The sequence below is a fragment of the Streptococcus symci genome (assembly GCF_006385165.1).
In the GTDB taxonomy this organism is placed as follows: domain Bacteria; phylum Bacillota; class Bacilli; order Lactobacillales; family Streptococcaceae; genus Streptococcus; species Streptococcus symci.
This window is the reverse complement of the sequence record NZ_VFJA01000001.1, coordinates 489,117-504,981: the sequence shown is the minus strand read 5'-3', so window position 1 is coordinate 504,981 and position 15,865 is coordinate 489,117. Positions and strand designations below refer to the sequence as shown.

Annotated in this window: 15 protein-coding genes; 5 read left to right on the top strand and 10 right to left on the bottom strand. The window is 42.3% G+C overall.

Annotated features, from left to right (window positions below; all coding sequences use genetic code 11):
* Positions 1-131: 131 nt before the first annotated feature.
* The 10 genes from FJN11_RS02335 to recJ all read right to left on the bottom strand — a co-directional run bounded on the left by FJN11_RS02335 (position 132) and on the right by recJ (position 11,220).
* Positions 132-419: a rhodanese-like domain-containing protein gene (locus tag FJN11_RS02335; protein ID WP_140223963.1), complete on the bottom strand. Its 288-nt coding sequence runs from the start codon at positions 417-419 to the stop codon at positions 132-134.
* A 114-nt stretch (positions 420-533) separates the two neighbouring features.
* Complete coding sequence (locus tag FJN11_RS02325) at positions 534-1,112, bottom strand: uracil-DNA glycosylase family protein (protein ID WP_125429439.1); 579 nt, start codon at positions 1,110-1,112, stop codon at positions 534-536.
* 53 nt (positions 1,113-1,165) lie between these two features.
* Positions 1,166-2,566 carry a dipeptidase PepV gene (gene pepV, locus FJN11_RS02320; RefSeq protein ID WP_140223962.1) on the bottom strand — a complete coding sequence of 467 codons (1,401 nt, stop codon included), beginning with the start codon at positions 2,564-2,566 and terminating at the stop codon, positions 1,166-1,168.
* Between the two features lie 13 nt (positions 2,567-2,579).
* On the bottom strand, positions 2,580-3,185 hold the full coding sequence (locus FJN11_RS02315) for a nitroreductase family protein (RefSeq protein WP_140223961.1): 606 nt from the start codon (positions 3,183-3,185) through the stop codon (positions 2,580-2,582).
* Positions 3,186-3,275: 90 nt separating this feature from the next.
* A complete protein-coding gene (locus FJN11_RS02310) occupies positions 3,276-3,689 on the bottom strand; it encodes a hypothetical protein (protein WP_236253685.1) in 414 nt (137 codons plus the stop codon).
* Positions 3,682-5,517 carry an excinuclease ABC subunit UvrC gene (gene uvrC, locus FJN11_RS02305; protein ID WP_140223960.1) on the bottom strand — a complete coding sequence of 612 codons (1,836 nt, stop codon included), beginning with the start codon at positions 5,515-5,517 and terminating at the stop codon, positions 3,682-3,684. Before uvrC ends, FJN11_RS02310 begins: the two co-directional genes overlap by 8 nt.
* A 38-nt stretch (positions 5,518-5,555) precedes the next feature.
* Positions 5,556-6,257: a M57 family metalloprotease gene (locus tag FJN11_RS02300; protein ID WP_140223959.1), complete on the bottom strand. Its 702-nt coding sequence runs from the start codon at positions 6,255-6,257 to the stop codon at positions 5,556-5,558.
* Positions 6,258-6,319: 62 nt separating this feature from the next.
* The gene (locus tag FJN11_RS02295; RefSeq protein WP_140223958.1) at positions 6,320-7,099 is read right to left on the bottom strand and encodes an alpha/beta hydrolase; all 780 of its coding nucleotides are present in this window, start codon (positions 7,097-7,099) and stop codon (positions 6,320-6,322) included.
* Positions 7,100-7,165: 66 nt separating this feature from the next.
* Complete coding sequence (locus FJN11_RS02290; protein ID WP_000065614.1) at positions 7,166-8,827, bottom strand: ribonuclease J; 1,662 nt, start codon at positions 8,825-8,827, stop codon at positions 7,166-7,168.
* A 170-nt stretch (positions 8,828-8,997) separates the two neighbouring features.
* Positions 8,998-11,220 carry a single-stranded-DNA-specific exonuclease RecJ gene (recJ, locus tag FJN11_RS02285; protein ID WP_181146377.1) on the bottom strand — a complete coding sequence of 741 codons (2,223 nt, stop codon included), beginning with the start codon at positions 11,218-11,220 and terminating at the stop codon, positions 8,998-9,000.
* A gap of 176 nt (positions 11,221-11,396) precedes the next feature.
* Between recJ and FJN11_RS02280 the strand changes: the two genes are divergently transcribed.
* The 5 genes from FJN11_RS02280 to FJN11_RS02260 all read left to right on the top strand — a co-directional run bounded on the left by FJN11_RS02280 (position 11,397) and on the right by FJN11_RS02260 (position 15,759).
* Positions 11,397-12,155: an amino acid ABC transporter ATP-binding protein gene (locus tag FJN11_RS02280; RefSeq protein WP_001229569.1), complete on the top strand. Its 759-nt coding sequence runs from the start codon at positions 11,397-11,399 to the stop codon at positions 12,153-12,155.
* A 10-nt stretch (positions 12,156-12,165) separates the two neighbouring features.
* A complete protein-coding gene (locus tag FJN11_RS02275; protein WP_140223956.1) occupies positions 12,166-12,960 on the top strand; it encodes a transporter substrate-binding domain-containing protein in 795 nt (264 codons plus the stop codon).
* A gap of 12 nt (positions 12,961-12,972) precedes the next feature.
* Positions 12,973-13,650 carry an amino acid ABC transporter permease gene (locus FJN11_RS02270; RefSeq protein ID WP_000131137.1) on the top strand — a complete coding sequence of 226 codons (678 nt, stop codon included), beginning with the start codon at positions 12,973-12,975 and terminating at the stop codon, positions 13,648-13,650.
* A 9-nt stretch (positions 13,651-13,659) separates the two neighbouring features.
* Positions 13,660-14,319, top strand: coding sequence for an amino acid ABC transporter permease (locus tag FJN11_RS02265; RefSeq protein ID WP_115904796.1), 660 nt, complete (start codon positions 13,660-13,662; stop codon positions 14,317-14,319).
* Between the two features lie 249 nt (positions 14,320-14,568).
* Positions 14,569-15,759: a ferredoxin reductase family protein gene (locus tag FJN11_RS02260; protein ID WP_181146376.1), complete on the top strand. Its 1,191-nt coding sequence runs from the start codon at positions 14,569-14,571 to the stop codon at positions 15,757-15,759.
* The last annotated feature ends 106 nt before the right edge of the window (positions 15,760-15,865 follow it).

The following is a 15,865-nucleotide window of genomic DNA, read 5'->3' as shown; positions in this document are numbered from 1 at the left end:
ATCATGAATAGGAATATGAAAAAAGCTTCACGAAGTAAATATTGAATGTTTTCAAGATTCTTAAAAATGAGAATTGTCTAAAAATAAAATTCTCCTACCCAGTCCACACCAAGTAGGAGAAATTCTAATGTTTACAGTTCTTCAAAGGCTAACATGCCACCTTGGACATTGATAACCTCATAACCTTGTTCTGATAAGAATTGGCAAGCACGCGCCGATCTCATTCCAGATTTACAAATGACATAATGCAGCTGATCCTTGTCCAACTGATCATAGATATCAGCCAATTGACTAAGCGGTAGGTTATGAGCACCTTCTAAATGGAGAGCTTCAAACTCATCCACTTCTCTCACATCTATTAGCGAAAGTTGATCGTTTTGGTAAAGCTGGTAAAATGCGTCAAAGGTTATTTCTTTCATTCTTTTTCTCCTAATACTCTTCGAAAATCAAATTCAAACCACGTCAGCGTCGCCTTACCGTACTCAAGTACAGCCTGCGGCTAGCTTCCTAGTTTGCTCTTTGATTTTCATTGACTATAAAATGGTTTTAATTCTTTTTTTCAAATCTGGCACCACTTCTGACTCAAACCAAGGATTTTTGGCCATCCAGATTTGATTGCGTGGTGAGGGGTGAACTAGTGGAAAATAGGTTGGCAGATAGTTCTGGTAATGTTTTACGCGTTCTGTCACCTTGCCACTAATTTTTTCCTGTAAATAGTAGGCCTGGGCATATTGACCAATCAAGAGGGTCAATTGAATATCTGGTAATTCTTGCAAGAGCTGCGGATGCCATTTTTCAGCAAAGCCAGTTCTCGGTGGCAGATCACCTGACTTGCCATGCCCTGGAAAGTAGAAATCCATAGGCAAAACAGCAAAATATCCTGAATTGTAAAAGGTATCTTCATCCACACCTAGCCAGTCCCGCAAACGATCACCACTTTTGTCCTTCCAGTAAAGGCCTGCTTCTTGAGTTTTAAGACCAGGCGCTTGACCGATGATATTGATGCGAGCAGTCTTTGGCGCTGCAAAGAGAGGCTCGATGCCACGCTTTGTATAGGTAGCATTCTGCGGATCTGCCATAATAGCCTGCTTGATTCTTTCAATTTGAGACATCTACTTTCCCTCCAAAAAGAAGTCTAAGCATACAATCTCAGACTTCTATCGTTTTATTTGATCAATTCATAAATAGCTTCGGCATAGATTGCTGCTGCTCGGAAGAGATCATCCAAGGCAATAAATTCATTGGCTTGGTGCATGGTATCAATCGAGTCTGGGAACATGGCACCATAGGCAACTCCGCGTTCGAGCAAGCGACCAAAGGTTCCACCACCGATGACTTGCTCATGACCTTTAAGGCCTGTTTGTTTTTCATAAACATTCAACAAGGTTTGGACAAGTGGATCTTCCATTGGCACATAGTGAGGGGTGTGACCATGTTCAGAAAGGCTAACAGAAGCGACCGGCAAGTTTTCTAGGATTGACTTGATTTGTTCTGGACTTGTTCCTTTTGGATAGCGGATATTAAGGGCAATGGTATTATCAGCGCTTGTTTCATCGAAGCGGAAGACGCCTGCATTCATAGAAAGGGCACCCATCTTTTCATCCACATGAGCAATCTTGAGATTTTCACCCTCATGGTCGTTCAAGAGAATTTTACCAGCGATGTCAAGGTAGTCTTTGGCTGGACCAGCAAAATCGAACTGGCTAAGGAAGAGGGCTAGGTAAGTCGCACCATTGACACCTGAAGCAGGCATAGCACCGTGGGCTGATTTACCAATAATCGTCACCTTGTATTGGCCAGCTTCTTCTTGGAGTTCTCCTCTAAGCTTGTGTTCTGCAACAAAGGCATCTAGTTTCCCTTGCAAGTCAGTCAAATCACCTGAAACGACTGCTGTTGCTGATTCTGGTACCATATTTTCACGTAAACCACCTGTAAAGCTGTGAAGACGAGCGGCACCATTGTTTTCTCCTGCAAAGTGGAGGTATTCTGTGATGTTTCCTTTTTCACCATTGATGATAGGGAATTCAGCGTCTGGAGAGAAACCGAAGTCTGGTTTTGCAAGTCCTACGTGCTCGAAATAGTAGTCCATGTCTGCCCAACCTGATTCTTCATCTGTTCCAACGATGAAACGAACTTTCTTAGAAGTTGGAAGACCCAATTCTTTGATGATTTTCAAACCATAGTAACAAGCTGTTGTAGGACCCTTGTCGTCCGAAGCCCCACGCGCATAAAGGCGACCTTCTTTGATAGTTGGTGTGTAAGGGTCTGTGTCCCAACCGCTACCAGCTGGAACCACATCCATATGGGCAAAGATTCCGAGAACTTCTTCTCCTTCACCAAACTCAAAATGTCCTGCATAGTTGTCAACATTTTTAGTTGGGTAGCCATCACGGTCTGCAATTTCAAGGAATTTCTCCAAAGCTTTTACCGGCCCAGGTCCAAATGGATGCTCAGCATCAACCTTGCTGTCATCACGTTCAGAGTTGATTTCCAAAAGGCTAAACAAGTCAGCCAAGAGGTCTTCTTTGCGTTTTTCTACTTCTGCTGTAAAATCAATTGTTGTCATTTCTTTCTTCTTTCTATCTTTTCTCGATGATTTCATCTACTGGCAAGCGGTAACTTGGTTCCAATTTTTCGTCTGTGTAACCCACTGTGATCAAGAGTTCTGGGCGGAAACGGTCTTCAATTTCCAAGACTTCGTTGACTTTTGATTTGTCAAAACCAAGAATCAGATTTGATCCGATTCCTTGGTCTGTAAGAGCTAAAACCAAGTTCATAGCAACCAAACCTGCATTGAGGGCTAGATAGTCGCTGACTTGTTGTTCATTGTAACGGGCAAATTCCGCAGGTAAATTCTTCATGAAATATTGAAGTTGTTCTTCAGAAAAGTTATTAGCACCACCAACTCGGGCAATCTTACGAGCACGTTTAGCCAAATCTGTGTCTGTAAAGAGGGCAATAGTTACAGGCGCTGATGATACCTGTTCAAAGTTTGAACCGTAAGCCAATTTTGCCAGTTCGGTATTTTTCTCACGCACAACTACAAATTTCCAAGGCTGGCTGTTGTGTGCACTTGGTGCCAAAGTTGCAATTTCGATAGCCGTACGCACATCTTTTGAATCAACTGGCTTATCAGTGAAATGCTTAGTTGCATGACGTTTTTTATTTAATTCAAGAAATTTCATAATCGATTTCCTTTTCTAATTCTACTGCTTCCATTCTACCATAATTTGAAAGAGCTTGCAGGGATTTTTCATAGTATCTCTTGGTCCAAATTATTCTTTTTTAAAAACCAAAATATAATTTTTATAAAAACCTAAGGTAGCAACTGATAAAAGTATCACATCAAAAATGATAATTGCAACAGATAGCCCGGACGATAAAGCAATTTTATGGCCTGCTGTATCTGTAATTCGTTCTAAATGAAAATTTTTAAGTACCAAATACAGATAATAGCTGTTCAATAAACTCGATATATAACCAATTAAAATCTGGGATTTCAATTTTGTAAATATCCATAAACCTAACAAAGGAAGGGCTATTATCAACAAGGGAAAACCAAATAAGATAACCGTCAAAAAAAGAAAAATTGGTCCATTCCAAATCCACAGACAATAAAGAAGGCAGAGATAAGAAATTACATATACTGTCCCTAATATTTTATTGCTTATTTTACTTATTTTACTCATTTTCTCTCCATTCTATTATTCCTTGTTCCGCTACTTGAGCTAATTCCTCTTCTTCCTGCGGATTCAACTTCCTCTGCACAGCCTCTGCAACCGCTCTAGGTACTCCAACTTCGACAATCTCATCCACACTGGCTTCCTTGATTTTAGTGAGAGACTTGAAATGCTTCATGAGATTCTGCTTGCGTTTAGGTCCCAGCCCTTCAATTCCATCCAGTTGTGATGAAAAGGAATTTTTGGAGCGCAGTTGGCGGTGGAAAGTAATGGCAAAGCGGTGCACCTCATCCTGAATACGTTGTAGGAGGAAAAATTCCTGAGAATTGCGAGACAACTCCACCACCTCAAGCGGATCTCCAAAGAGCAATTCATGGGTTTGGTGCTTATCATTCTTTTGCAGACCTGCAATGGGGATATCCAAGCCCAGCTCCTCTTGAATGACTTGCTTGGCGATATTGACCTGACCTTGTCCCCCATCGATGACAATCAAATCTGGAGGAGTCAAACCGTCACGCTGTACTCGACCATAGCGCCTGCGAACGACTTCTCTCATGCTGGCATAATCGTCCGGTCCAACAACGGTTTTTATCTTGTACTTACGGTAATCCTTCTTACTCGGTTTACCGTTAACAAAGACCACCATGGCTGAAACAGGACTGGTTCCCATGATGTTGGAGTTATCGAAAGATTCGATACGGACTGGGGTCGGAATTTGGAGCAAGCGTCCTAGATTTTCAATAGCTCCTTGTGTCTTTTCGACAGATTTTTCTAGCAGATTGAACTTCTGCTCCAGACTAACACGAGCATTTTTGATGGCTAGATTGACCAGCTGCTTTTTCTCTCCACGCTGAGGCTTAAGAATCTTGGTGTCTACCAAAGCCTTGACAGCTTCTTCATCGATATCCCGCGGAATCAGCACCTCATTAGGAACTAGGTGAGATTTTTCTTGATAGAATTGTCCCACATAGGTTAAGAAGTCCTCGTCCGGATCATTGTAGTAGGGGAATAGATTGACATCCCGCTCAATGAGCTTACCCTGACGGACAAAGAAAACCTGCACACACATCCAGCCCTTATCCACATAGTAGCCAAAGACATCCCGATTTTGGAGATCCTTAGCCATGACCCGTTGCTTGGTTCGAAGCGTTCCAATAGCCTGAATTAGGTCACGATATTCCGCCGCACGTTCAAATTCCATAGTCTGGGCTGCCGCTGCCATTTTGCCCTTTAGGTCATCAATGATTTTGTCATCCTGCCCTTTTAGAAAATCGGAAACCTCCTGAGCCATAGACTTGAAATAGGCCTCATCCTTCTTACAGATGGTGTGGGCCATACATTGACCGATATGATAGTAAAAACAGACCTTAGATGGTGGATTGGTACACTTACGAAAAGGGAAAATCCTATCCAGCAACCGCTTGATTTCATTGGCCGCCCCCACATCTGGATAAGGTCCAAAGTAGAGACCTCCGTCCTTCTTGACCTGTCGGGTAATAATCAAACGAGGATAGCGTTCATTGGTGATTTTGATGAAAGGATAAGACTTGTCATCCTTGAGCATGATATTGTATTTAGGCTTATTTTCCTTGATCAGATTAATTTCTAGGAGAAGTGCCTCAATATTAGACTCCGTAACGATAAATTCAAAATCCACAATTTCAGACACCAAGGACTCTGTTTTGGTATCATGACTTCCACGGAAATAAGACCTCACGCGGTTACGCAGATTTTTAGCCTTTCCTACATAGATAATGGTACCGTTTTTATCCTTGTGAATGTAGCAACCAGGGCTGGTCGGCAGGAGCTCTAGTTTTGATTTAATCAAGTTATTCATAGTTCCATTATAACAAAAAAGTAGGGAAAGATAGTTCCCTACTCATTGGTCTCATATAATTTTCGAAGTCTTTCAACATCCTCTTTCTGGATACCATAAAAGGAACCTGCTGGTTGCATGACAGACTTCTCATCTGTATGGTCCAAGCCAATCGCATGACCCAACTCATGTTCTGCCGTATGGACAATACGCTCATAGGAATAGCCATAGTTAGGATTGGACAGATAATAGTGATTCAGACGCACCGTTACGGATAAAAATTGCCCTGTTAAGAGATTGGTCTGACTTTCTGCCTCTCCTGCCACAGGAGTACCTCCGTCATTCATCTCCGTAGCCAAAATATCTACCTTGCTGGACTCGGTGACAATTTCAAAGCTAAAAGCACCAGTTTGATTCCAATTCTGAATCGCTTCTACATAAGCTTCTTGAAAGCGTGAATCCATCTGGGGATCCAAGTAAATACGAGCAGAAGCCTGTGGCCACCTTCCTTCAGAATGTTGGTAGCTATCTGTCTGGTTCAACTTAGGCAGTTGCCCTGTTTTTTCCCATTGATCTATACTTTGTCGACCAATCTTTACCGACCGTTCTGCTTGCTTTAGCGCTCCTTGAAAATCCCCGTTCAGATACCAGAGAAGTCCAAAAGCAAAAGTACATAAAAGAAAAGCTATCCAAACTAGACGCCAAAACAAACGCCACACAAAAGAAAAGAAAGCCCCTATCAAACGAAAAATCCAGCGCATGTCCCTCCACCTTTCTAGCAAATAAAGTCTATTTTACTAAAACAAGCTGAAAGAAAGCTAAATTATGACAATCTCTCTTCTAATTTGAAATCGATTGGCAGAGTTGCTAGAAACCGTTCCAATTGTTTTTCCCAATAGTACCATTCGTGAGTTCCAGCGCTATGGCTATAGGTCACATCAAAACCTAGTTTTTTGAGATTTTTCACTGCGAGATTATTAGCTTCGTACAAGAAATCCTGCTCGCCACACCAAGCCCAAAGTTTGGTCTTTTTATCCGATTTTTTAGCCAGACTTTCAAGAGAATAAGGACTAGTTGTCCAGTCTTTAATCTCTCCAAAAACACCTCTCCAATAAGCTGGTGTTCCCAAATCTTGGCTTTCAGGAGAAAAATCTTGAAAACTAAGGGCACCTGAAAAACTAGCTGCATGAGAAAAACGATTTGTAGCAAGAGCCAGTTTGAAACAGCCGTAACCTCCCATGGAGAGACCAGCGATAAAGGTCTTTTCACGCTTACTGGTCATATTAGGGAAGAAGCGTTTTAGAACCTGTGGCAATTCCTCTGCTAGAGCTGTGTAATAGTCAAAACCATATTGGGTATCGGTATACCAACCGTTGCTGGTATTGGGCATAACAACGATGAGATTAGTGCCTCGAAGCAAGCGTTCTACATTGGTTCGCTTAAGCCAACTATTATGATTGCCAGACATCCCGTGCAAGAGGTACAAGACGGGAATATCTTTACACTCTGGTTCTTCAACTCGATTAGCATCGGGATAGAGGACATTCACCCCCCACTCCATATCCAAAACTTGTGAGTAATACTCGATTTTCATTACTGCCATAATTTTTCCTCTATTTTTCTATAAGAAAAAGCCGAAATTCGACTTTCTCTCTGTTTATTTCAACGATTATTTTGCTTCCATGACTACTGGTAAAATAGCTGGACGACGCTTGGTTTGGTCAAAGAGATACTTGGTAAGATTATCACGAACCTTCCCTTTGAGATCTGCCCAGTCAAAGTCATCTCCTTGAAGATAATCTTCTACCGTTTGGTTAATCAATTCTGAACTTTCACGAAGAATATCGCGACTCTTCTTGAGATAAACAAATCCACGCGTATGAACACGAGCCTTGGCCACAATTTTCTTCTCACGACGGTTAACTGTGATAGCTACGATGAAAATGCCATCCTCTGACAAGACCTTACGGTCACGAAGAACCACATTTCCAACATCACCGATGGCATTCCCGTCAATCAAGACATCCCCTGCTGAAACCGCTCCAGCTGGGACAAAGTCACCATTCTCATAAGCCATGCTGGTTCCCTTTTTAGGGATGAAAATGCGTTCTGGCAACATCCCTACTGCCATAGCAGCCTTAGCATGGGCATCCAACTCACGGTATTCCCCTTGAATCGGGAAGAGATACTTGGGTTGCAAGAGATTGATCATCAACTGCAAATCACGCGCATTTCCGTGCCCTGACACACGCAAGCTTTGGGTGATCAATTTGACAACACCGCCAGCTTGGTAAATCATATTTTCCACACGCGCCATGACTGCTTCTTTGGCGATAGACGGAGTGGTTACGATATAGACTAGGTCACCGTCCTTGATTTCCACATAACGGTGGCGACCAATCGACATCTTGCGAAGACCATTGATTGGCTCACCCATACGACCTGTCTCAAGGATGATCAACTCATGGTCTTCAAAACGAGACATATCTTTTGGCTTAATCAAAAGACTCTCGTTAGCTAGAGACAATTTCTTAAGACGAATAGCAGTGCGGACGATATTTTCAATATCGAATCCTGTCAAAACCACACGACGACCTGTTGCATCCGCAGCGTCAAACACCTGCTGGATACGAGAGAGGTTGCTGGCTACTGCTGCGACGATAATACGTCCATCCCAATCAGAAATGGTTTGAGTGATTTCATCCCCAACTTCACTTTCACTAGCCACTTGGATATTGCTATCAGCATTGGCTGAATCGCTAAGAAGAGCCAGAACTCCATCACGACCGATTTCTGCCAAACGAGCGAAGTCTGTCGCATAAGATTCACTAGCTGTCTGGTCAAATTTGAAGTCACCTGTATAAACGATGCTCCCTTCAGCTGTCTTCAAGACAACACCCAGACTTTCTGGAATAGAGTGAGTTGTACGGAAGAAGGACACTACAGTCCCTCCAAAATCTATCTCCGTATCTTCATCGATAACATGGAAATCATTGAATTTCTTAACAGTGTCATTCCCTTTGACAAAGAGTTTTGCCAACTCAATGGTCAACTCAGAGCCAAATACAGGTACCTTGGCTTCAGCCAAGAGATAAGGCAGAGCACCAATAGCATCTGCATGTCCATGGGTCAAGAAGACTCCAGCGATACGGTCGCTATTTTCAAAAAGGTAGTCCATATTGGGAATAACTACGTCCACCCCTAGTTGTTCGTTTTCAGGGTATTTCAGACCTGCATCCAAAACGAAAATAGACCCATCGATTTCAGCGATATACATATTTTTCCCATTTTCACGTACACCACCAAGTGTTGTTAAACTGATATTACTCATTTTTCCTCCGAAAGCTTAGTTTATCTTGATTATAGGGTTGCTTGCCCTTTTATTCTAAAAGCACTACTTTTAGCCGAATCTTTTCCTACCATTATACCATTTTTTTAATGATTTTCAAAATGAAGATTTGTTTTCAAAAAAGAGCTGGTTTCCCAACTCTTTCCTATCTGCTATTCTTTTTCCATTAAAAAGTCATAAATTTCTTGCACGGTACCCAGCGCCATCATTTCTTGGTCTTTGACGGTTTGTTTGAGATTTTGGTAAATCTGACTTTCTCCTATCTCTCTCTTTGGCGCTTCTTTATTGACTGTCATAACCCCATCTTTGATTACCACAAAACCTAATTCTTCAAATATTTGAATCATTTTGACCAGCAAGATTTGTTGAATATTGAGATAAGCAGCCAAGTCTTTCAGCTTGTAGCGAATATCAAACTCAGGAAACTGGTAGATGGTCTTGTACAATTTGGCAAACTGCTCTCTAGTCCCATAACCTGTTAGATAGTAGGCCTTGTCAATATCATTTTTGAAATAGACCGCAGAGAAATTCTGTTCCTGAAAAATGGTCTTCAGCTGAGTAATATCCTCAGGAACGGTTTTTACAACCACAGCTTCGCTATCTACTAAATCTGGTAGTTCTACAGCAAAATCCAAGACTGGAACTCCTTCTGGCAAGACTGCATTCTTCCCACGAATGTTAAAAAGTTGAACACCCTCCACACGCGCATCCACCATCATCAACTGCAGGACAGTTTGGCCATTCCATTGGTTGACAGACAATTTGACTGCCAGCTCTAGCTTCTTGGTTTGAGAAAACTCTGTTGCCCATCTGCCTTGGCCAAAGGCTACCACTTCAAAACTCGCTTCACCTTTGGAAATTTTCAACTTGAGATGAGCATTGCCTGCCCCCATAGTACGGGCACTTTCGACCTGAAAATCCTTGATATAAAAGGTAGGTTTCTGATTGTCCATGCCAAAAGGTGCCAAACGTTCAAAACTTTTGACCGTTTCCAAGCTAAGTGTCTCCAAATCCAGTTCTTCATCTAGATTTAACTTGTTCTTGCCAGCAGCATCTGCGCCTTTTTCACGAACATAATCTTCCAAGACTTGAGATAAATCTGAAAGTTTTTCAACTTCCAGCGTCATTCCAGCCGCACCAGCATGGCCACCAAAGGCAATGAAGAGGTCTCGACGAGGATCCAGAGCCTCAAAAATATCCACTGCTTCCACACTACGAGCACTACCCTTGGCACGACCGTCTTCTATATTGAGAACGATGACTGTCTGCCCTAGTTCTTCCAACAAACGACCAGCCACTATTCCTAGAACCCCAGGATTCCAGCCTTCCTTGGCCAAGACCTGAACCTTCTTCTCAGGATCCACCATGGTCTTGGCTTCTTCATAGATTGACTGGACGATTTCCTTGCGCTCTTCGTTTTTCTGATGAATCATGAGAGCAATCTCGTGAGCTTCCTCATCATCAAAGCCAGTCAACAAATCAATGGCAGGATTGGGATCATCCAAGCGGCCCAAGGCATTCAAACGAGGGGCAATCTGAAAACCAACCGTTTCTTCTGTTACTTCATTTGCGGCAATTCCAGCCATGTCCAACATTTCTTGTAAACCAATGCGCTGAGTATGACCCAACATTTCCAGACCATATTGAACTAAGATACGGTTTTCATCCGTCAAACTCACCATATCTGCAATAGTTCCGATAGCGACCAAATCAAGCAATTCCACTTGTACTTCTTCTAAAAGGGCACAAGCCAGCTTAAAAGCTACTCCACAACCAGCCAAATATTTGAAAGGATAGTTCGCATCCGGATGTTCAGGGTGAACGATGGCATAGGCATCAGGCAGGGTTTCAGGCATGGAATGATGGTCAGTCACAATGACATCTACTCCCATAGACTGGGCCAATTCAATAGCCTCATGACCAGCAACTCCATTATCCACCGTCACAATCAAGGAAATTCCTTCTTGCTCGATAAAATATTTGTAAACACTGGCATTAGGTCCATAACCGTCGGTAAAACGATTGGGAAGATAAACCCGGCACTCAGCACCAAGCTGTTCCAAACTTTCCTTAACAATCGAAGCCGAAGTCATACCATCCGCATCATAATCACCGTAAACGAGAATATTTTCCCCTTCTTCAATGGCCTGACGAATCCGTTCCACTGCCTTGTCCATATCATGGAGCAGATAAGGGTCGTGCAAGTCCTCCAAGGAAGTTTCTAAAAACTTCTTTAGACTTTCTTGGTCCTGAATTCCTCTTTCAAATAATAACCGAGCCACCTCAGGACCCAGTCCAGCCTTCTTGGCTATCTTTGTAAAATCCGCATCTTCAACCTGCGGGGCAAACTGCCATTCATAAGTAGGTGTTATCAAAAAGACATCCACTCTTTCTAAGAATTCTATTGCTTCATTATAACATGATTTAGGCTTTTTCTCTATCCTGATTGCTTTCTACAAAAATTTTACTAACTTTTTTCTGATATGATTTGACAAGACAAATTTTTTGGTGTAGAATCATGTTATAAAATCTAACACAAAGGAGATTCCTTATGGCTTTAGTAGAATTTGAACACGTCGAAAAATATTACGGAGATTACCATGCACTCCGCGACATCAATCTCCGTTTTGAAAAAGGGCAAGTTGTTGTACTCCTAGGCCCTTCTGGTTCTGGGAAGTCCACTCTTATCCGTACGATTAATGGTTTAGAGGCTGTTGACAAGGGAAGTCTCCTAGTCAATGGCCACCAAGTTGCTGGTGCCAGCCAGAAAGATTTAGTACCTCTTCGCAAGGAAGTCGGTATGGTTTTCCAACATTTTAACCTCTATCCGCATAAAACAGTGTTAGAAAACGTAACACTCGCACCCATAAAAGTTCTAGGAATTGATAAAAAAGAAGCTGAAAAAACAGCCCAAAAATATCTGGAATTTGTAAATATGTGGGACAAGAAAGATTCTTATCCAGCCATGCTGTCTGGTGGACAAAAGCAACGGATTGCCATTGCACGTGGACTCGCTATGCATCCGGAACTCCTCCTCTTTGATGAGCCAACGTCTGCCCTTGACCCTGAAACCATCGGTGATGTTCTGGCAGTTATGCAAAAATTGGCCCACGATGGTATGAATATGATTGTCGTTACTCATGAAATGGGCTTTGCCCGTGAAGTTGCGGACCGCATCATCTTTATGGCTGACGGAGAGGTTTTGGTAGATACGACCGATGTCGATGACTTTTTCGACAATCCAAGCGAACCTCGTGCCCAACAATTCCTCAGTAAAATCATCAACCACGAAAGTGACAAAGTCAAATAAGGAGGCGCCTATGAAAAAGAAATTCTTTTTATCAGCAATATTGATTAGCCTTTTCGGCCTTGCTGCTGCAAAACCAGTCCAGGCTGATACTAGTGTCGCAGACATTCAAAAGAGAGGTGAGCTGGTTGTCGGTGTGAAACAAGACGTTCCCAATTTCGGTTATAAGAATCCTAAGACTGGGACCTATTCCGGTATCGAAACCGACTTGGCCAAAATGGTAGCTGATGAGCTCAAGGTCAAGGTTCGCTATGTACCTGTTACCGCACAAACTCGCGGACCCCTTCTAGACAATGAACAGGTCGATATGGATATCGCGACCTTTACCATCACAGACGAACGCAAAAAACTCTACAACTTTACTAGCCCCTACTACACAGACGCTTCTGGCTTTTTGGTCAATAAGTCTGCCAAAATCAAAAGCATTGAGGACCTAAACGGTAAAACCATCGGCGTTGCCCAAGGTTCCATTACTCAACGCCTGATTACCGAACTGGGTAAAAAGAAAGGCTTGACCTTTAAATTCGTCGAACTTGGTTCCTACCCAGAATTGATTACTTCCCTTCACGCTCATCGAATTGATGCTTTTTCCGTTGACCGCTCGATTCTGTCTGGCTACATCAGCAAACGCACAGTACTACTAGATGATAGTTTCAAGCCATCTGACTACGGTATCGTTACCAAGAAATCAAATACCGAGCTAAACAATTATCTTAATAACTTGGTCACCAAATGGAGCAAGGATGGTAGTTTGCAAAAACTTTATGACCGTTACAAGCTCAAACCATCTAGCCATACTGCAGATTAAGGAGGACACCCTATGACAGATTTATCATCTTGGACAGCCTATTTTCAGGATTTTGGCCAATTTTTCAACGGTTTCCTCTTCACCCTTGCCCTAGCGATCGGATCCTTTATCCTCGCCATGGTTTTGGGCATCTTCTTTGGGGCTATGTCAACTAGCAAACGTCCTATTTTGCGTATTTTGGCTCGCATCTTTGTCGAATTTTACCAAAATACTCCCCTCTTGGTGCAGTTTGTTATCGTTTTTTATGGCCTACCTCTTATCAGTGACCATATCATCATGATTCCGATTTATTGGACGGCTGTTCTCTGCGTGGGACTCTATCACGGCGCCTATATCGCCGAGGTTATTCGCTCAGGCATTCAGTCTATTCCTAGCGGTCAGATGGAGGCTGCCCTGTCACAAGGATTTACCTATATCAGTGCCATGCGCTTGATTATCTTGCCTCAGGCCTTTCGTATCATTCTCCCTCCTTTGACCAACCAAATCGTCAACCTCATCAAAAACACCTCTACAGTCGCTATCATTTCTGGAGTAGACTTGATGTTTGTGACCAAGTCTTGGTCGGCTCTTAACGGAAACTACATTCCAGCCTTTTTAGGCGCTGCCCTGCTCTACTTCTCTCTTTGCTTCCCTGTTGCCCAGTTTGGTCGCAAAATGGAGCAAGCCAACAAAAAAGCCTATTCGCTTTAGGAGGTTACTATGGAATCCATTTTAGAAGTTTTGACCCCAGATAACCTAATCTTTATCTTTAAAGGATTTGGCTTGACCCTCTATATTTCTCTGATTGCCATCATCCTCTCTACCCTTATCGGTACGGTTCTAGCTGTCATGAGAAATGGGAAAAATCCTGTCTTGCGTATCATCTCCAGCATTTACATCGAGTTTGTGCGCAACGTTCCCAACCTTCTCTGGATCTTTACTATCTTTTTAGTTTTCAAGATGAAATCCACACCAGCAGGAATCACTGCCTTCACCCTCTTTACATCAGCAGCCCTAGCTGAGATTATCCGAGGCGGTCTCAATGCCGTAGACAAGGGGCAGTACGAAGCAGGAATGTCGCAAGGATTTACCTCAGCCCAAATCCTCTACCACATCATTCTCCCACAAGCAATTCGTAAAATGCTGCCAGCCATCATTTCTCAGTTTGTAACCGTGATTAAGGATACCAGTCTTCTCTACTCTGTTATCGCCCTACAAGAACTCTTTGGAGCCAGCCAAATTCTCATGGGCCGTTATTTCGAACCAGAGCAAGTGTTTAGCCTTTATATCCTGATTGCCCTCATCTACTTCAGCTTTAACCTAGCCATTTCTAGCCTATCTCATATGCTAGCAAAACGTTGGCAACAAGCTGCAGAATAATACTCTTCGAAAATCAAATTCAAACCACGTCAGCTTCACCTTGCCGTACTCAAGTACAGCCTGCGTCTAGCTTCCTAGTTTGCTCTTTGATTTTCATTGAGTATAAACAGCCACTCTCCAGTTCAATTGGAGAGTTTTTTTATGATAGTAAACATTTATAGATCTCAATTTGACACCATACTTTTTCTATGATAAAATGTAACAAATTTGTTTACAACAAATCAAAATCTAAATGAAATGGAATTTTCTATGAAATCAATCAAAGGACTACTCTTTATCATAGCTAGTTTTATCTTGACTCTTTTTGCTTGGATGAACACTTCTCCCCAATTCATGATTCCAGGACTAGCTTTAACAAGCCTATCTCTGACTTTTATCCTAGCCACTCGTCTCCCCCTACTAGAAAGCTGGTTTCACGGTTTGGAGAAGATCTACACCGTCCACAAATTCACAGCCTTTCTATCCGTCATCCTACTCATCTTTCATAACTTTAGTATGGGCGGTTTGTGGGGATCTCGTTTAGCTGCTCAGTTTGGCAATCTTGCCATCTATATCTTTGTCAGCATCATCCTCGTCGCCTATTTAGGCAAATACATCCAATACGAAGCTTGGCGATGGATTCACCGTCTGGTTTACCTAGCCTATATTTTTGGACTCTTTCACGTCTACATGATGATGGGCAATCGTCTTCTCACATTTAATCTTCTAAGTTTTCTTGTTGGTAGCTATGCCCTTTTAGGCTTGCTAGCTGGTTTTTATATCATTTTTCTATATCAAAAGATTGGCTTCCCCTATCTAGGGAAAATTACCAATCTCAAACGCTTAAATCACGATACTATAGAAATTCAAATCCATCTTAGCAGACCTTTCAACTATCAATCAGGACAATTTGCCTTCCTAAAGATTTTCCAAGAAGGCTTTGAAAGTGCTCCGCATCCCTTTTCTATCTCAGGAGGTCACGGTCAAACTCTTTACTTTACTGTCAAAAATTCAGGCGACCATACCAAGAATATCTATGACAATCTTCAAGTCGGCAGCAAAGTAAGCGTAGATAGAGCTTACGGACACATGATCATCAACCAAGGACGAAAAAATCAGGTTTGGATTGCTGGAGGCATTGGGATTACCCCCTTCATCTCTTACATCCGTGAACATCCTATTTTAGATAAACAGGTTCACTTCTACTATAGCTTCCGTGGAGAGGAAAATGCAGTCTACCTGGATTTGCTCCGTGACTATGCTCAGAAAAATCCTAATTTTGAACTCCATCTAGTAGATAGTAGGAAAGACGGCTATCTTAATTTTGAGCAAGAAGAAGTGCCCGAACATGCAACCGTCTATATGTGTGGTCCTCTTTCTATGATGAAGTCACTTGCAAAACAGATTAAGAAACAAAATCCAAAAGCAGAGCTTATTTACGAAGGATTCAAGTTCAAATAACCACTCATACTCTCCTGGAATTTCCCAGGAGTTTTTTCTACGCAATCTCAAAAAACACTGCCAGATTTCTAGCAGTGTTTTGAGTTTCATTTGCAGGCATCTATCC